The organism is uncultured Bacteroides sp. (genome assembly GCF_937912035.1).
Lineage (GTDB): Bacteria > Bacteroidota > Bacteroidia > Bacteroidales > Bacteroidaceae > Phocaeicola.
This window is the reverse complement of record NZ_CALDPF010000034.1, coordinates 83,725-102,909: the sequence shown is the minus strand read 5'-3', so window position 1 is coordinate 102,909 and position 19,185 is coordinate 83,725. Positions and strand designations below refer to the sequence as shown.

General features: G+C 41.4%; 13 protein-coding genes. 11 read left to right on the top strand and 2 right to left on the bottom strand.

Annotated elements, in window-relative coordinates:
• Positions 1–198 precede the first annotated feature (198 nt).
• Positions 199–3,903 carry a phosphoribosylformylglycinamidine synthase gene (purL, locus tag Q0486_RS08880; protein ID WP_299232189.1) on the bottom strand — a complete coding sequence of 1,235 codons (3,705 nt, stop codon included), beginning with the start codon at positions 3,901–3,903 and terminating at the stop codon, positions 199–201.
• A gap of 199 nt (positions 3,904–4,102) precedes the next feature.
• On the opposite strand from purL, the gene Q0486_RS08875 reads away from it, so the two are divergent.
• The 10 genes from Q0486_RS08875 (at position 4,103) to Q0486_RS08830 (ending at position 16,709) form a co-directional block, all read left to right on the top strand.
• The gene (locus Q0486_RS08875; RefSeq protein ID WP_299232188.1) at positions 4,103–4,762 is read left to right on the top strand and encodes a LysE family transporter; all 660 of its coding nucleotides are present in this window, start codon (positions 4,103–4,105) and stop codon (positions 4,760–4,762) included.
• A gap of 1 nt (position 4,763) precedes the next feature.
• Positions 4,764–5,306: a DUF4924 family protein gene (locus Q0486_RS08870; RefSeq protein WP_299232187.1), complete on the top strand. Its 543-nt coding sequence runs from the start codon at positions 4,764–4,766 to the stop codon at positions 5,304–5,306.
• On the top strand, positions 5,303–6,160 hold the full coding sequence (gene rfbD, locus Q0486_RS08865; RefSeq protein ID WP_299232186.1) for a dTDP-4-dehydrorhamnose reductase: 858 nt from the start codon (positions 5,303–5,305) through the stop codon (positions 6,158–6,160). Before Q0486_RS08870 ends, rfbD begins: the two co-directional genes overlap by 4 nt.
• A 16-nt stretch (positions 6,161–6,176) precedes the next feature.
• Positions 6,177–7,745: a peptide chain release factor 3 gene (locus Q0486_RS08860; protein ID WP_299232184.1), complete on the top strand. Its 1,569-nt coding sequence runs from the start codon at positions 6,177–6,179 to the stop codon at positions 7,743–7,745.
• Between the two features lie 272 nt (positions 7,746–8,017).
• A complete protein-coding gene (locus Q0486_RS08855; protein WP_299232182.1) occupies positions 8,018–8,326 on the top strand; it encodes a hypothetical protein in 309 nt (102 codons plus the stop codon).
• Positions 8,327–8,604: 278 nt separating this feature from the next.
• Entirely contained in the window at positions 8,605–10,797 is a 2,193-nt protein-coding gene (locus tag Q0486_RS08850) for a family 20 glycosylhydrolase (RefSeq protein WP_299232180.1), read from the top strand.
• 176 nt (positions 10,798–10,973) lie between these two features.
• On the top strand, positions 10,974–12,434 hold the full coding sequence (locus Q0486_RS08845; RefSeq protein WP_299232175.1) for a DUF3375 domain-containing protein: 1,461 nt from the start codon (positions 10,974–10,976) through the stop codon (positions 12,432–12,434).
• Positions 12,431–13,009 (top strand): DUF4194 domain-containing protein, encoded by a 579-nt coding sequence (locus Q0486_RS08840; protein WP_235326476.1) that lies wholly within the window; start codon positions 12,431–12,433, stop codon positions 13,007–13,009. Before Q0486_RS08845 ends, Q0486_RS08840 begins: the two co-directional genes overlap by 4 nt.
• A complete protein-coding gene (locus Q0486_RS08835; RefSeq protein WP_299232171.1) occupies positions 12,993–16,385 on the top strand; it encodes an SbcC/MukB-like Walker B domain-containing protein in 3,393 nt (1,130 codons plus the stop codon). The genes Q0486_RS08840 and Q0486_RS08835 overlap by 17 nt, the downstream gene beginning before the upstream one ends.
• Positions 16,386–16,403: 18 nt before the next feature.
• Complete coding sequence (locus Q0486_RS08830) at positions 16,404–16,709, top strand: GNAT family N-acetyltransferase (protein ID WP_299232169.1); 306 nt, start codon at positions 16,404–16,406, stop codon at positions 16,707–16,709.
• A gap of 2 nt (positions 16,710–16,711) precedes the next feature.
• Here the strand turns inward: Q0486_RS08830 and Q0486_RS08825 are convergent, their stop codons facing one another.
• On the bottom strand, positions 16,712–18,511 hold the full coding sequence (locus Q0486_RS08825; RefSeq protein WP_299232167.1) for a MutS family DNA mismatch repair protein: 1,800 nt from the start codon (positions 18,509–18,511) through the stop codon (positions 16,712–16,714).
• A 109-nt stretch (positions 18,512–18,620) separates the two neighbouring features.
• On the opposite strand from Q0486_RS08825, the gene Q0486_RS08820 reads away from it, so the two are divergent.
• On the top strand, positions 18,621–19,157 hold the full coding sequence (locus Q0486_RS08820; RefSeq protein WP_299232166.1) for a methylated-DNA--[protein]-cysteine S-methyltransferase: 537 nt from the start codon (positions 18,621–18,623) through the stop codon (positions 19,155–19,157).
• Positions 19,158–19,185 lie beyond the last annotated feature (28 nt).

Here is a 19,185-nt window from a genome sequence, read left to right as displayed (position 1 = left end):
TATTTGAGTGTATGAATTTAATATACATGAGAATAATATGATAAATGTAAGGACAATTCTATAAAACATGGCATTATGAAGTTATACATTGCAAATGTCGCTAAAAATGATTGGAAAACAAAATAAAACGAAAAAAAGGTTTTCCCGATTTTACTTGGGAAAACCTTTTTGATATTATTAATAACAAAATGTTATATATTATTTCTTGTTTGCTTCAACCCATTTGCGAGCATTTACGAATGCTTCCATCCATGGAGTAATCTGGTCTTCACCAAGACGTTCTGCCGGATAATAAGCATTTTCCCATGGGAAGCAAGCTCTTTCCAGGTGTGGCATCATTGCAAGATGACGTCCGTCCTGTGAAGCGATACCTGCTACGCTGTAGTCTGAACCGTTAGGATTACCAGGATATTCATCGTATGAATACTTCAGAACTACGTTATAGTGGTCTTCAGGATAAGGCAATGAGAACTTACCTTCTCCGTGAGCTACCCAGATACCGAGCTTAGAACCGCTCAATGATCCGAACATTACGCTACGGTTCATAGGAACTGTCACGCCAAGGAAGTTAGATTCAAACTTGTGTGAGTCGTTATGAAGCATCTTGCCTTTCTTCTTGTCTTCTGGAGTGATAAGTCCGAGTTCCATCATCAGCTGGCAACCGTTACATACACCGAGTGACAATGTATCCTGGCGTGCGTAGAAGTTGTCAAGAGCTGCTTTAGCTTTAGGATTGAACAGGAAGCTTCCGGCCCATCCCTTGGCAGAACCAAGAACGTCAGAGTTAGAGAAACCACCGCAGAATACAATCATGTTGATATCTTCCAGTGTTTCGCGACCACTTACGAGGTCAGTCATTGTAACGTCCTTAACATCGAATCCTGCAAGGTAAAGCATGTATGCCATTTCACGTTCACCGTTAGTACCTTTCTCGCGGATGATAGCAGCCTTGATACCGCTTGGAGTACGACGGTCAGGATCAAGTCCGAACTGAGAAAGTTTACCTGTGAACGAAGGAGTGAATGCGAATTCAATTGGCTGCTGCTTGTAGTTTTCGAAACGCTTCTTAGCACATCCGTTCATGCTCTGATGACGGTCCATCAGGTATGAAGTAGAATACCATACGTCGCGCAGATAGTCGATGCCGAACTGGTAAGTAGCACCGTTCTTAGAAACGAGGATATGACGTTCTTCCGAAGGCTTACCAAGTTTCACGAAACCAACGCCTGCATCTTCAAGAATCTTCTTGACTTCAGCCTTGTCCTTATCTGCCACCTGTATAACGATACCCGGATTTTCTGCAAACAGAATCTTGACAATGTCATCACATTTGATCTTGTCAAGTTCGATTTCCATACCACCTTCTGTGTTAGCGAAACACATTTCAAGTAATGTAGTGATAAGACCACCGGCAGAAATATCGTGACCTGCAAGAATCAGACCCTTGTTGATAAGTTCCTGAACTGCGAGGAATGCATCGCGGAAGTATTCTGGGTTCTGTACTGTAGGAACATCGCTACCTACCTTGTTGAGGCTTTGAGCAAAAGCAGAACCTCCAAGACGCAACTCGTCGAAACTGAAGTCTATATGATAGAATGTAGATTTTTCCTTATTAACCATAACAGGAGAAACGACTTTCTTCACGTCGCTTACTTCACCGCCTGCAGAAACGATTACTGTTCCCGGGCTGATAATCTTTTCTCCGTTAGGATATTTCTGAGTCATTGACAATGAGTCCTTACCTGTAGGAACGTTTATCTGAAGTGAGCAGCAGAAGTCAGACAAAGCCTTCACAGCTGTATAAAGTCTTGCATCTTCACCTTCCTGTGAGCGGCAAGGCCACATCCAGTTGGCAGAAAGAGAAATGCTGTCCATACCGTCTGCCAAAGGAGCCCAAACAAGGTTTGTCAGAGCTTCAGAAACAGCAAGAACAGAACCTGCAGCAGGATCTGCAAGTGCAGCCTGAGGAGCGTGACCGATAGCTGTTGCGATACCGGCATTTCCACGATAGTCGAGAGCTACCACACCACAGTCACTCAATGGCAACTGAAGTTCACCTTGACACTGCTGACGTGCAATCTTACCTGTTACCGAACGGTCAACCTTGTTAGTCAACCAGTCCTTACAAGCTACAGCTTCAAGCTGAAGAACAGTTCTTACGTATTCGTTCAGTTTTGCTGCATCGTATGATACATTTTCATATTTACGTTCTACGGTCTTGTCAACCATATATGTCTTAGGAGAAGAACCGAACATCTGGTCTACAGCCAGGTCGAATGGACGAACGCCGTCAGCCTGTTCGAATGCGAAACGGTGGTCGCCTGTAGTTTCACCTACAACGTACATAGGAGCACGTTCGCGTTCTGCAATCTTTCTTACGTGGTCAATAGCCTTTTCATCGATAAGCAATCCCATACGTTCCTGAGATTCGTTTGCGATGATTTCCTTAGCAGAAAGAGTCTCGTCACCGATAGGAAGCTTGTCCATGTGGATAAGACCACCGCAATCTTCTACAAGCTCAGACAGACAGTTTACGTGACCTGCCGAACCGTGGTCGTGGATAGAAACGATAGGGTTTTCATCTTCTTCGCAAAGTGAACGAACCACGTTGTAAGCACGTTTCTGCATTTCTGCGTTTGCACGCTGTACGGCGTTAAGCTCGATACCTGAAGAATAACGTCCTGTCTCAACAGAAGATACAGAACCACCACCAAGACCGATACGATAGTTGTCACCACCAAGAACCACAACTTCGTTGCCAGCTTCAGGACTACCCTTCAAGCAGTCACGCTGAGTACCGTAACCTACACCACCGGCAAGCATGATAACCTTGTCGTAAGCATACTTTTCATTGTTTTCCTGATGTTCGAATGTAAGAACAGAACCACAGATAAGCGGCTGACCGAACTTGTTACCGAAGTCAGAAGCACCGTTTGAAGCCTTGATAAGAATCTGTTCCGGGGTCTGATACAACCATTGGCGTACAGGAAGAATGTTTTCCCATTCGCGTCCTTCTTCCGAACGAGGATAAGAAGTCATGTAAACGGCTGTACCTGCGATAGGCCATGAACCTTTACCACCACCCATACGGTCGCGGATTTCACCACCTGTACCAGTTGATGCACCGTTGAACGGTTCTACAGTAGTAGGGAAGTTATGAGTCTCAGCTTTCAGTGAGATAACAGTCTTGATATCTTTGATTACGAAATAATCAGAAGTAGAGTGATCTTTCGGAGCAAACTGTTCCACGACAGGACCTTCGGCGAATGCTACATTGTCCTTATATGCTGAAATAATCTTGTTAGGATTTTCGTTTGTTGTTTTCTTGATCATCTGGAAGAGTGATGATTCCATTTCCTGTCCGTCGATGATGAAAGTTCCACCGAATATTTTGTGACGGCAGTGTTCAGAGTTTATCTGAGCGAAACCGAACACCTCAGAGTCGGTAAGTTTACGTCCAAGGTCTTTTTCCACTTTAAGCAGATAGTCCATTTCTTCACGTGACAGTGCCAGACCTTCCTGCTCGTTATATTCTTCCAGGTTTTCTATGTAAATGATAGGCTGCGGTTTGATATTTACATCAAATATTTCCTGATTCAAGCCTTTGTACATGCGCTGAAGCATAGGGTCGTATTCAGCGTTTTCATCTTTTACAGGGAAATATTCCTCTATACGGCGTATTCCGCTTATACCCATGTTTTGAGTGATTTCTACGGCATTTGTACTCCATGGAGTAATCATTTCTCGACGGGGACCGATGAAACATCCTTTCAGGTTATCTTCTGTCTCAACAGTGGCATCACTGTAAAGCCAGCATAACTTTTTGATGTCTTCAGCATTCAATTCCTGACTGCATGCAGTTGCAATCACGCTTTTACCGGGTGTTCTGAAAAATAGAATCATAACATTTATATTGTTTTGAGTTTTTAAGTTTCTAAGTTCTGAAGTACCAGTTTACAGACTTCTTTAGTGTTTTAAACAACTGAAAAACTTATAAAGTAATTATATAATTATGTTGCAAAGGTACATAAAAGCCCGTTTTTACGAAAGAAAATCTACATGAATTATAGGTACTTTCGCAAAAAAGTATCATCTTTGCATTATGAATTGGTTAGAGCAAGTTACTATACTGGATTTATTGGTTAAGGGTTTTGTAATTGGGGTAGTGGTTTCGGCACCACTCGGACCCGTTGGCGTGCTTTGTATTCAGCGTACACTGAATAAAGGACGTTGGTTCGGTTTTGTAACTGGGCTTGGAGCTGCCTTGAGTGATATAGGCTATTCATTGATAACCGGTTATGGCATGAGTTTTATGGATGAGCTTATCATAAAGCATCAGACTTTTCTGCAGATTGTAGGTAGCATAATGCTTCTGGCTTTCGGTATATATACATTCCGTAGCAATCCGGTCAAAGCCTTGCGTCCGGTATCCGGCAAACGCGGTTCATATCTTCACAATTTCATTACAGCATTTTTTGTAACTCTGTCCAATCCTCTGATTATCTTTCTTTTCGTGGGTCTTTTCGCCCGTTTTTCTTTTGTCATGCCGGGAAGTCCTGTAGGTTTTCAACTGGTTGGATATCTTGCTATTGTGTTGGGTGCTCTGACATGGTGGTTCAGTATTACATATTTTGTCAATAAGGTCCGTAATCATTTTAATGTCCGTGGAATTTGGGTGCTTAACCGTGTCATAGGCATTATAGTGATAGTAGCATCAATCATTGGTTTAGGACTTGCATTATTAGGAAATTCAATATATTGATATGTATATATCTCAACAGTTAAAACAGCAGAATATAGCTGAATATCTGCTTTATATGTGGCAGATAGAAGATTTGCTTCGTGCTTATCATTTTGACATGGACAGGATAAAGAAAGATATCGTAGATCCTTATCCTGTTACGGATGAACAGAAAGCGACACTGTTCCAATGGTATAAGGACCTTGCAAACATGATGCACGACGAGGGTGTTATGGAGAAAGGTCATGTCCAGATAAATAAGAATATAATCGTCTGGCTTACAGACTTGCATTTGCAATTGCTCCGTTCTCCTAAATATCCATATTATAGTGCAGCATATTATAAGGCCCTTCCTTTTATTGTAGAACTTAGGGCAAAAGGTGCGGATAAGGATGTTCCGGAGCTGGAAACATGTTTTGATGCCATGTATGGCGTACTTATGCTGAAACTTCAGAAAAAGGAAATAAGCGAGGAAACACAGAAAGCCATTAAAGTGATAAGCGACCTTCTGGCTATTCTTGCCGATTATTATATAAAAGATAAGAAAGGAGAATTGGAGTTATGAAAAATATACTCGTGACAGGCGCCAACGGTCAGCTTGGAAATGAAATGCGTATCCTGTCGGAATCATATCCACAGTACAGATACTTTTTTACAGATGTGGCAGAACTTGACATTTGCAATGAGCAGGCTGTAATGAATTATGCAATGTCAAACAATATAGATATCATTGTCAATTGTGCGGCATATACTGCTGTAGATAAGGCAGAAGATAATGTTGAACTTTGTAAGATGCTTAACCAGCAGGCTCCAGGCTTTCTTGCCAAGGCTGCAAAAGCAAGAAACGGATATTTAATTCAGGTGTCTACAGATTATGTATTCGACGGAACTGCACATATTCCATACCGTGAGGATGAAGAGACATGTCCAAACTCTGTTTACGGTGTGACCAAACTCGGCGGAGAACAGGAAGCATTCAAGTATTGTCCTGAAACAATGGTTATAAGGACTGCATGGCTGTATTCTTCTTTCGGCAATAATTTCGTAAAGACAATGATGCGTCTTGGAAGGGAAAGAGATACACTGGGTGTTATATTCGACCAAATAGGAACTCCTACATATGCCCGTGATCTTGCAGTGGCAATATTTGCAGCCATAAACAAGGGAATCGTTCCTGGAATATATCATTTCAGCAACGAAGGTGTATGCTCATGGTATGATTTTACTAAGGCAATTCATGCTATTGCAGGCATTCATGGATGCAATGTTAAACCGCTTCATACAGAGGATTATCCAACAAAGGCTACACGTCCTCATTATTCTGTGCTTGATAAAACCAAGATTAAGGAGACTTACGGAATAGAGATACCATACTGGATGGACAGTCTAGAGGAATGTATGGAGATATTAATGAAATAAAAACTCAAAATAATATATGAATCAGGAAATTGAAAGAAGACGTACGTTTGCCATTATCGCCCATCCTGATGCCGGAAAGACATCGTTGACAGAAAAACTCTTGCTTTTCGGAGGTCAGATTCAGGTTGCCGGTGCGGTAAAATCAAACAAAATCAAGAAAACAGCTACATCCGACTGGATGGACATCGAAAAGCAGCGTGGTATTTCCGTTACCACATCCGTGATGGAGTTCGACTATAACGACTATAAGGTTAATATCCTTGATACTCCGGGTCACCAGGACTTTGCCGAAGATACTTACCGTACACTTACTGCTGTGGATAGTGTAATCATCGTTGTCGATGGTGCGAAAGGTGTGGAAACCCAGACAAGAAAACTGATGGAAGTGTGCCGTATGCGTAACACTCCGGTTATCATCTTTGTCAATAAGATGGACCGCGAAGCCAAGGATCCGTTCGATTTGCTTGACGAGCTTGAAGAAGAACTTGTTATTCAGGTACGTCCTCTTACATGGCCTATCGAGAGTGGACCACGTTTCCGCGGTGTATATAATATATATGAACAGAAACTGAACCTTTTCCAGCCTTCAAAGCAGGTTGTTACAGAAAAGGTAGAGGTAGATATCAATACAGAGGAACTGGACAATCATATAGGTCATGATCTTGCAGACAAACTCCGTGGCGAGCTTGAACTGATTGATGGAGTATATCCTGAATTCAATGTAGAAGAATATCTTAAAGGTGATGTAGCTCCTGTGTTCTTCGGTTCTGCGCTCAACAACTTCGGTGTTCAGGAATTGCTCGACTGCTTCGTAGAGATTGCTCCTAGTCCTCGTCCTGTTACAGCTGTAGAACGTACGGTAAATCCGGATGAGCCTAAATTTACAGGATTTATTTTCAAGATAACAGCCAATATCGACCCTAACCACCGTTCTTGTGTGGCATTCTGTAAGGTATGTTCAGGCAAGTTCACCCGTAACACCCCTTATCTGCATGTACGTCACAACAAGACAATGCGTTTCTCTTCGCCTACACAGTTCATGGCACAGCGTAAGACTACAGTGGATGAGGCTTGGGCAGGAGATATCATCGGTTTGCCGGACAACGGAACATTCAAGATTGGTGACACACTGACTGAAGGTGAAAACCTTCACTTCAAAGGTCTCCCAAGCTTCTCTCCTGAGATGTTCAAATATATAGAGAATGCCGATCCGATGAAGACAAAACAGCTCAACAAGGGTATCGACCAGCTTATGGACGAAGGTGTTGCACAGCTCTTTGTCAACCAGTTCAACGGCCGCAAGATTATCGGTACTGTAGGTCAGTTGCAGTTTGAGGTGATTCAGTATCGTTTGGAAAATGAATATAATGCCAAATGTCGTTGGGAGCCTGTAAGTCTTTATAAGGCTTGCTGGATTGAAAGCGATGATCTGGAAGAGCTTGAGGCATTCAAGAAACGTAAATACCAGTATATGGCAAAAGACCGTGATGGAAGAGATGTGTTCCTTGCAGACAGTGGATATGTACTGCAGATGGCACAGATGGACTTCAAACACATCAAGTTCCACTTTACTTCTGAATTCTGATTAAGATTTTAATATGGAAAAGCCGCTTTTGAAGCGGCTTTTTTTATATCCGTTCTTGTGAGTAATTTTTACCCATTGACAATACTATTCCACAATATTGTGTGTAAAAATACACATGTATATTTATACTGATTCAATACCTGTATTTGTGAATTTGTTTATAATATATTGATTATTAAATACTTATGTAAAAATGTATTTTTTTGGCATGCACTTTGCACTTAATTCTACGAAAACTAAACTAATTGTCTAACATTTAAAACTATTGAATTATGAAAAAAGTATTTTTTGCATTAGCATTGGTAATGGGATTAGGAACAACAGTTGCATTCGCTTCAAGTTTTTCATCACCTGAAGTTACTGTAGTAACAAATGTAAACGATTTTAAACCTATCGAAATCAAGGATCTTCCTAAAGCAGTTCAGGAAGTATTGGCAAAAAGTTATAAAGACTTTACTGTTAAATCAGCAGCAGTTGAAGTCTTAGAAGACGGAACAGCTGTTTATCAGGTAACTCTGGTTGATGCTGAAGGTGAAGAAGGTGTTGTTTTGTTCAATGAAAAAGGTGAAGTGCTTGAATAACCTTTGTAGAGTTTAAATCAGTTGTAATTAATGAGATTTCAGTGGAATAGAACAGGTAATGTTCTGGCTCCACTGAAATTTTAATATAAAGTATTAGTGGTTTGAAGAGTTGATTAAATTATTCAAAGCGAATATTTCTGGTTATTTTTTATAGTTTTCTATATTTTGCTACAAAAAACGGTCAATAACATTGTCATTAAAAGTAAATGTCACAAATTAATTATAACTTTGTGACAAATATTCTTTTATAAGCATAATTATAAAAACTGTAAATCTTAATGAGAAAAAAACTATTGTTAACCGCTTTGTTGTCGGGAAGTCTTTTATGTGGCTATTCTGACAATATTTCGATTATTCCTCAACCTGTAAGTGTGATACAGAATGATGGGTATTTTCGACTTAATGAAAAAATCACTATTGGTTATGAACCGAATTGTAAGGCTCAGGCAGAGTTCCTGCAGAATGTTTTAAGTCAGTCTACTGGTTGGGATATTAGATTGTCAGAATCTTTAAAAAAGTCTACAATCCAGCTTTCTGTTTCAGATAAGAAAGTAATTAAGCCGGAAGGGTACAACCTGGAAGTAACTCCGGACAAGGTTTCTATATGTGGTGCCGACAATGCCGGTGTCTTTTATGGAATTCAGACATTTCTTCAACTGCTTCCTTCCGAAGTTTATAGCGATAAGCATCAGCGTAATATTGACTGGAAGGCTCCTTCGGTAAGTATTAATGATGCTCCTGAGCGTCCGTGGAGAGGTATGATGCTGGATGTGGCACGATATTTTTACGACAAGGAGTTCGTAAAGAAGTATATAGACATGATGGCTATGTATAAACTGAACAAGCTTCAGTTCCACATGATTGATGATTCAGGTTGGAGGCTTGAAATCAAGAAATATCCACGGCTTACCGAGGTGGGCGCGTGGGCTGGTAAAAACGGACATCGTCTTGGTGGTTATTATACACAAGAGGATATAAAGGAGTTGATAGAGTATGGAAAAGTACGTAATGTGGAGATTATTCCGGAAATTGAATTCCCTGCACACATGCTTTCTGCTGTTGTGGCATATCCATGGTTGTCTTGTACTGGAGAACAACATGAACTGCCTGACAAGCATTTTATCAGCCGTGATCTACTTTGTGTAGGAAAAGAAAGTTCTTACCAATTCTTAAAGGATGTCCTTGAAGAGACTGTAGAATTGTTCCCTTCTTCATATATTAATATAGGTGGTGATGAGGCTGTATATTCACGTTGGGAGGAGTGTCCTAGGTGCCAGGCTGTAATGAAACGTGAAGGACTGACAAAAGCTTCACAACTTCAGGGATATCTTACTAATGTCGTTTCGGATATGATGAAGGAGAAAAACCGTACTGTAGTTGGCTGGGAGGAAATTATTCAGAGAGGGAAAGTGAAGAATCCTGTAGTGGCGGTGATGTGGCATAATGTAAATGACACTATACATGCTACAGAAACTGGTCATAAATCCATTCTTACTCCTGCCACTCACATGTATTTTGATTTCCCTGAAAGTTCAACACCTGGTGAAATCAAGGCTGCCGGTTGGATGCCGCCTATTTCTCTGGAAAAATGTTATTCTATGGAAATCAATGACTATTCAGACACTTCAACCGTACTGGGAGTGCAGGGTTGTTTCTGGAGTGATCAGTTCATACATGGTACAGTACTTCAGGAATTCGGTATACTGAATGAAAACAGGTCGGAAAATTATGCTGAGTATCTCACATTCCCACGTATGCTTGCTCTTTCCGAAGTGGCATGGGACAAGATGTCTGCCAGAAATTATGATGATTTTAAAAGAAGAATCAGCAGTCATTATAAAAAGCTCGATTTTAAAGGTTGTCATTACAGAGTACCTGAACCTGAGATAGTTTCTATGGATAAAGATACTGACGGAAAGTATGTATTTACATTGAAGCCAAGTGTAGAAGGTTCCAGAATAGTATATACTACAAATGGCATATATCCTAATATACACTCGCAGGAGTATGCAGGTCCTGTAAAGGTTGATGATAAGAGTGACTTTCATGCTATGACGGTTGTCAACGACAGACTTTATTCTCTGCCAACATATTTTGCTCCTGATTATTCGAAATACAAACAGTACGGTGCGTTTACTAAAGAATGGACACCTATGCAGGTCCAGGTATCAATGCAGCCTATGAGATTTGAGTGTACAGGAAAAATCTCAGGAAACGGTTCGTATGAAATAACATTCGTAAAGACAAAAGGAAATGATAATCTGAAGATTGGTGGAATGAAGTTGTGGAAAAGAGATGAACTTTTGTCTGATGTAAATAAGTCAGGAGTATTATCTAAAGAAAATCCTACTTTTACATTCGAGGTTGATGTGAAAACTTTCGAAGCGGGAACTCCTTTCTATATCGACTTGAATGCTTGTGGTGATAATGGAAATGATGTTTCCGGACTTGTCTTCATACGTAAAAAATGACCTTTAATACGTTTTAAAAAAACGCGGCCGCGTTTGAACTTGAATGGGCTGTCATTTAATATCGAATGACAGCCCGTTTTTTTGTGATACAATTTTGCCCTTAATTTGGGGGCTCTCATTGCAGTGTCGGATTTTATAGCTAACTTTGTATGATAACTTATTTCGAATAAAAAAACATGTCCGAAACCCAGCTATTGTCCGATATATTGAACGACTCTCCTTGTACGGAGCTTTTGCGTCTGCGCAGCAGGGAGATTATCGTATTGTTTCTGTATGAAACATTTTATAAGCACAGAGAGCCTGTGGCATATGATTCACTGAAGATGAGACTTTCAGATTACCTTTCTTCCATCAATTTGGAGAAGGATGAGGAGAATGATATAAATGTGTTCGATTCATACGATGAAAAGGCTTACAAATATATTCAGAAATGGACGGACAAAGGTTTTCTCCGCAATTATCAGGAAGAAAGCGGTGAGGTATTCTACGAGCTTTCGTCATATTCTAGTAAGGTGATAGACTGGCTTTTCAGTTTGAAGAAGGATGAGTTCGTGGGAACTGAGTCAAAGTTCATGAATCTTTACGGGCAGATAAAGGAACTTGTTGAGTTTACCAACGAGGACCCCGAGGAACGTATTCGAATGCTTGAGCAGAAAAAGATGGAAATAGAGCATCAGATTCAAAGCCTGAGAGCCGGCGAGTCGGCAATGGTCTATGAAGACTATCAGGTGCTTCCTCGTTTTCGCGATATTACCCGTACGGCAAAGGAACTTCTTTCCGATTTCAAGGAAGTGGAAGATAATTTCAAGTCCATTACAAAATCTATATATCAGAAACATGCTGAAGGAGACGTTTCGAAAGGTGATATTTTGGGATATACGTTCGATGCGCTTGACAAGCTTCAGGAGAGTTCGCAGGGAAAAAGTTTCTATGCATTTTGGGATTTCCTTATGACACCGTCCATGCAGGATGCATGGGACAATATGGTAGACGATTTGTATCATTCTATTGATCCGTCGCAAATACGTCAGGAAGATATGTTTCTGAAAAACATGAAACAGTATCTCTATAACAGCGGAAAGAAAGTATATCAGGCAAATGATAAGATGGCTGAAAAGTTGAGTCGTATTATTTGCGAGAACAATAACTCTCAGTCAGCTGCTTCCAAACGTGTCATTCAAGATATTCAGTCGGTACTTCTTCAATTGGCAAGCCAGAACATTAAACCGGATGTTTCGTTCGAACTGGAGACTATGCCTGAAATATCAATGCCGATAGAGAGAAAGCTTACTCTTGAGAAGACTGACGATGTAAGCTACAATAATGTTATAGAAATAGCAAGTGCGGACATTGCCGAGGCAGAACATGCCGACAAACTTTTTGTAAGTCATGGGGTTGACCGTTCGATTCTTAAACAAAGAATTCAAGATTCATTGAAGCGCCGCAAGCAGATTTCTCTGTCCGATGTGGTAGAGGAAAATGGAGGACTGGAAAAAGGACTGGCAGAGCTGTTCGGATATATCAGTGTGATACGCGGATTCAGGCATACTATCAATGCCGACCGTACACAGGTTATACCGTTTAACAGCGAGTTGAAAAAATCAATAGTAATACCGGAAATTATTATCTTAAAATGAATATAGATTCTATAATAGCACCTTACGGACGTACTGTTGTGCGTCTGCTGAAAGGTCCCGTTGAGGCTACAGATACTAATGCGTGGGAGGATATCCTTAATTATCAGTCGGAGATAAACAAATATCTCATGAATATAGGTATAGAACTGATAGTGAAACGCGATGAAGGTTTTGCATATATCAAGCAGATAGTAGATGACGAAGACAGGACTACCGGACTTATCCCTCGCCAGCAGCTTGGTTTCGAGATATCGGTGATTCTGATAATTCTCAGGCAGATGCTTGAAGAGTTCGACAGCAATATGGACGAGCTGTATGCCACAGAGCGTTTTGTCAGTGCCGACGAGTTGAAGGAACGAATAGAGATATTCCTTCCGGAGCGTTTCAACAGAGTGAAGCTACTCAGCGAGATAGACACATATATTAACCGTATAGTGTCGCTGGGATATCTGAAACTGATAAAGCGCGACAATGTGAATACATACCAGATTCACAGAATAATAAAAGAGAAAGTAACATTGGACAAACTACAAGAATTTAAGGATAAACTGCAAGAATATGTTGAGTCTGTTTAGTACCGGTTCCGATACGTCGGGATTTCGTCTGAAATACATGGAAATATATAACTGGGGAACATTCCACGAAAGAATTTTCCGCATGGAGCCCCAGGGAAACAATGCCCTGCTTACGGGAGCAAACGCTTCGGGAAAGAGTACCATAATAGATGCTCTTCTTACTCTGATGGTACCTGCCAAGAAAGACAGGTTCTATAACCAGTCGTCGGGAGTAGAGAAGAAAGGTAACCGAACAGAGGAGACATACGTTCTTGGTAATTATGGAAATATTCAGCGCGATGGCGAAAGCGGTGCAAGCACACAGTCATTGCGCGATCATTCTGCATACTCTGTGCTTCTTGCCACTTTTACAAATACCGATACTCGTGTGGTTACTGTGTTTCAGGTTCGCTGGTTCTCTGGTGGTGAGTTGAGGCGTACCTTCGGTCTGGCTCATTGCGAACTGGATATAAAGACCGACTTCCAGCCATTCGACGGCAAGGGTATGTGGCGCCGCCGTCTGGAAAGCTCGCATAAGGGGAACCGCACTATGGTGGAATTTTTCGAAGGTCCTGTAGGCTATGCTGACCGTATCACACAGCTTTTCGGTATGCGTTCCGTCAAGGCTCTTTCACTGTTCAATCAGATAGTGGGTGTGAAGGTTCTCGACGACCTTGATGATTTTATCCGTACCAATATGCTTGAGGAGCAGCATGCTGAGTCGCAGTATATAATGCTCAAAGACAGCTTTAAGACTCTAATGGAGGCAAAGACCAATATCGAAAAAGCAGGAAAACAGATTGAATTGCTTACTCCTATATCGGAATATGCAGACGAGATAAAAGAATATGCACAGAAAATCAAACAGCTTTCCATGGACAGGGAAAGCATTGATTACTGGTTTGCCCGTAAGACAATTGAACTGGGTAAGGAACGTGTAGATTCTTTGGAGGAGGAGCAGGAACATCTTGAAAAAGAAGAAAAGAAACTTCGTGACGATGAGGACAGAATGCGTCAGGATGAACGTTCCATTGCACTTGCCATAGAGAATGATGAGGTGGGCAGGAAGATAAAGGAAATGGAGCAGGAAATCAAGCGTCTGGAAGAACTTCGTGACGAGCGTGTGTCGCACATGGACGAATATAATGAAGTGGCATCCGTTCTGTCGCTCACTACAGACCCCGACAAGGATACTTTCATAAGTCAGCGTGACTCAGTAGCCGGACGTCTGGAAAGCATGAATGCCGGTATAGAGCAGAAAATCAGAGAAACGATAACTTTCGAAAACGAAAGAAAAGATATAGATCAGAGAATAGATGAGTATATCAGGACCATTGACTCTCTGAAGAAGAACAAGAACAATATTTCAGGACGTGAGTCGGAGATACGCGAAATGATACTCGAACATACCGGAGCCACCAAGGATGAGATACCTTTTATCGGCGAGCTGATAAGGGTAAATCCTGCGGAAATGGAGTGGGAAGGTGCCATAGAGAAAATCCTTCACAACTTTGCCCTGCATCTGCTTGTGCCTGACCAGTATTATCATGAGGTAAACAAGTTCCTTAACTCCAACGACTTGAAGGGAAGAATTACTTATTACCGCTATCGCACTTACAACTCGCTTGCAGGAATGGATACGTTCACATCCGATGACGCCAGACTACTCGATAAGATTGAAATACGTCCCGACTCTGAATATGAGGAGTGGATATGCGATACTATATTCCAAAAATACAACTATGCATGCGTGGAAAATCTTGAAGAGTTTGAACGCTATCAGGAAAAGGCTGTTACGCGTGAGGGGCTTATTAAGTTCTCGCATGACAGACATGAGAAGGATGACCGCCCTCAGGTGGTGAGCAAGGCAAATTATATTCTCGGCTGGGATAATCAGGAAAAGATAGCCCTGCTGCAACATGAGATAAAGGAACTTCAGGAGAAAGACATAGAGCTGATGGCTAAGCTGAATGATATAAATTCCGAGAAACAGAAACTCCAGTATGACTACGACATGAGCAAGAAACTGGTGGATATGTTTAAGGACTTCGATGTCGTTAACTGGAAAGAATATGCCACACGTCTGCAGGAGAAACTTTCCGACAAGGCTGAGCTTGAGAAGAACAACAATACCATCCAGACTCTGCAAAAACAGTTGGAGCAGGTTCGTCAGGCCATACGCAAGATTTCGCTGGAAGAGATACGTGATAAGGTGAGCCAGATTTCGGATATAAAATCCAAGATAAAGGAAACGAAACATGAGATGGAAGAATGCCAGAAGGCTATTTCGTCAATGCGCTCTATCTTGCTCTCAGACTTTGAACAGGCTTACGAAGAACTGAGAAACTGTACATACGAAGACCTAGATAAAGAATACAAGTCATTCATCAGCCGCAATGACCGTGAACGTAACAAGCTGTTCACCAGGAAACGCGATGCGGAAGACAAGGCGAAGAATCATATCCGTGATTTCAAATATCCTTCGGAATATATCACTGAGAAGTTCAAGGACTGGCGTTCGGACGTTAATGCATTGCCTGATGCCGACAATATCGATCTTATAGACGAGTATCAGGAAATGTTGTATCGTCTGCAGAAAGAAAACCTTCCGAAATACGAAAAGCAGTTCGACAACTATCTGCAGAAAACACTTACTGACAAGGTGGGAGATTTCCGTATGTTCTTTATCAACTGGAAGAGTGCGATAGATGATAATATCCGCATGCTAAATGAATCGCTTCATGGTATTGATTACCGCAAGCAGCCGGCTACCTATATTCAACTGGTTATGCAGACCAGGATAAATGAAGAAGTCAGAGAGTTCCGCCGTCTTATGGATGAGGCTATGCCAAATGTTCAGAAAATCAACTCTACAGTTGACGGACGAAAGATTCATTTTCGCGATCATATCCAGCCATTCATGGAACGTCTGGAAAATGAGGAGTGGAGAAACAGGGTGATGGATGTGCGTTCATGGTTCACCTATAAGGCAGAGGAGTTCAATCGCTCAACAGGTACGAAGGAAACCACATACGAAAATATGGGACACCTTTCTGGAGGAGAGAAGGCTCAGCTTACTTATACCATTCTAGGCTCTGCTATTGCATACCAGTTCGGATTGACAAAGAACGGAATGCAGGACAATTCGTTCCGTTTCATTGCCATTGACGAAGCCTTCAAGGCACAGGATGAAGACAAGGCACGCTATCTGATAGACTTGTGCAAACAGCTTCATCTGCAGCTCCTTGTGGTTACTCCGAACGACAATATACATATCGTAGAGAATGACATCTCGTATGTGTATTTCGTCGAGCGTAAGGAAGAAAAGACTTCATGGCTCTACAGTATGCCTATAGAGCAGTGGAGGGCTGAGAAGAATCCGGGAACATTGTTTTAACACTAAAATTTATATCTTATGGAAATTGTACATGACGAATCAAAGAAACAGTTCAAGGTAGAAGTGGACGGTTATACCGCTCACGTAGCCTATCAGCTGACAGAAGACGGCGGTCTTGATATCCGCCACACCATAGTGCCTGAAGAAATAGGCGGACGCGGAATTGCATCAGCCCTTGTAAAGGCTGCATACGATTATGCACGCTGTAAATGTCTGAAACCGGTTGCTACATGTGCTTATGCCGTAGTGTGGTTACAGCGTCATCCGGAATATCAGGGCGATGTTAGTTGTGATTATGGTGGTAAAGGTACTTGCGCAATCTGATATTACTCCTCTATCACAATCCCCATCTTCTTCATAAGGAAGCATGCATTCATATTTTGGGCTATACCTTCACGTATCTTGTAACTGAAGTATAGCTCATTGTTTTTTATGTCCGCTTCGAAACAGTAGTTCCTTATCTGGTCAGGGAAATATTTTACCAGTTCACCGAGCAGCAAATCGTGAGTGGCAATAATACCGTTTGCCTTTAGAGTCATAAACTGGCGTATAAGGCTGAACGAACCTTTCTGCTTGTCAGTAGAGTTTGTTCCTTTAAGAATCTCATCGAGTATGATAAACAGTTCGTCGCCCCTGTTTAGCATGTCTATTATTCTTTTCAGACGTTTGAGTTCTGCAAAGAAATACGATTCGTTGTCGCTCAGCGAGTCCGATGTACGCAGACTTGTTATCAGCTGTGCCGGATAGATTTTCATTCTTTTGCAGCATGACGGAGCACCGATACATGCCAGCAGATAGTTCACGCCTATTGTTCTCAGGTATGTACTTTTTCCTGCCATATTAGCGCCTGTGATAATAAGGAAATAAGGTCTTGATGGAATCAGTGCATCATTTTTTACGCATTGCTCCTCAGGCATCAGCGGATGTCCCAGCTCTTCGGCCTCATAGCAGAATGGAGTATCTGTGATTTCGGCATACTGGTATCCGGGATGATTATAGGCAAATGTTCCGAGCGAACAGAGTGCATCCAGTTCGCCTACTGCCTCCAGCCATCCTGAGAGGTATTTCCCGTACCTGTCTTTCCATGCCTCGATACGTATCATCTGGCGCAATTGGAAGAACATGCTTCCTTCAAGTATTACATACAGAATCTGATTATTACGCAGGTCTAGCCTGTCCAATTCTTTAGTAAGCGCATTAAGGGCCTCGGCTGGAGATTTACCTTCTATCTCAAGTCTTTTTATTATATCCTTTATTCCTTTGGCATTCCATTTCTCGTTTTGTGCCAATGTTATCAGGCGGGCGTATGTGCTTAGTGTTTTGAGTTTCTTGCCATACTCTTCCTGAAGTGCTGTGGCACGCTTGATAACGCTGAAACTAAGTATTACGAATAAAGAAAAAGCAAGTCCGAACCATGACATGGATATTATGTCTGCCAGTCCGCACATCAGCAGTATTATATTTACAGAAGGAACCAGCCATGTCAAGGCTTTAGCCCAAATGGATTTTGTGAGAGAACTTTCTGTTTCTGCCCATTTGCGGATATCGCTGTCATCGTTGTTTTCACTTCTGTTTATAAGTCCTGTGATAGCGAAATCCAGTCTGAAGTCGTTCCTTCCTGCCAAATCTTTTACGCAATCCTGCCTTTCTTCTATGTCTTCTTTTTTACGCAAATGGCTTTTCATCCATTCCGCCAAAATAGTTTTTCCTATGTGCGTACATGTACGGTTTATTGCCTGGAATAGTGATTTGCGACCGAAAATATCAAGATCAAATGAATAAAGATGTTCTGCATCTGCAAATTCCTTACCTTCATCAAATTCTGAATAATCATTATTTAGTCCCTTGATTTCTTTTGTCAGAATCTCATCCTTTACTTCCAGCCATTGTCTGCGCATGAAAAAACGGCTGTGTACTTTTATCATTATAAGGAAAGGGATGAGTGTGCAGCAGGCTCCGATAATGATTGTCTGAGCGCTATAGCTCCATAAGGCGATGACAGTCGATATACAGCCCACGAAGAGCAGTATTCTTATAATACTTATATATAATATGGTTTTGTTTACTTTGTTAAGGTTCTGTTTTGTAACAGATAGATTGTTGTCATACCATTCCTGTGGTCTCATGATTCTTGTTTTTGTTTTGCCTGCGAAGATAATAAAGTTTTGAAAGTCTGTTTGTTTTATGCGGCGGATTTCATTTATTTTGTGATATAATATAAATCAAGGTTAAGAAATGAGGTTCAGAATAGAAAGAATGACAGATTGTGAATACCGGAACCTGAATATTTATTACGGATTTTACAGTACACCGGTTGGAGAAATATTGATTGCATCAACGGTGCGTGGAATATGTTGTATTGAACTGGCCGATGACCGTGATGAAGCTTTGCAACTGCTTTTCGAGAGGTTTGCAAAATCTTTTCAAAGAATGTGTCATACGGAATATCACGATTGGGCTTTACGATTTTTCAGTAAAAATGGAAGACAGTCTTCCGATGAAATTGTTTTGCATCTGTATGGTACGGATTTTCAGATAGAGGTATGGAGAGCCTTGCTTGATGTCCCTTTTGGAGAAACTTCTACTTATAGTGATATAGCAAAAGCTATTGATAACTCGCGGGCATTGCGTGCTGTAGGAACTGCCATAGGACGGAATCCGGTTGCGATACTTGTTCCTTGTCATAGGATTTTGCGTTCGGATGGTGGAATTGGAGGATATTACTGGGGAATAGAAAAGAAGAAGATACTTTTGGAATGGGAAAAGTATTGAAGAATTGTTTTTTTAATTTATTGTAGTA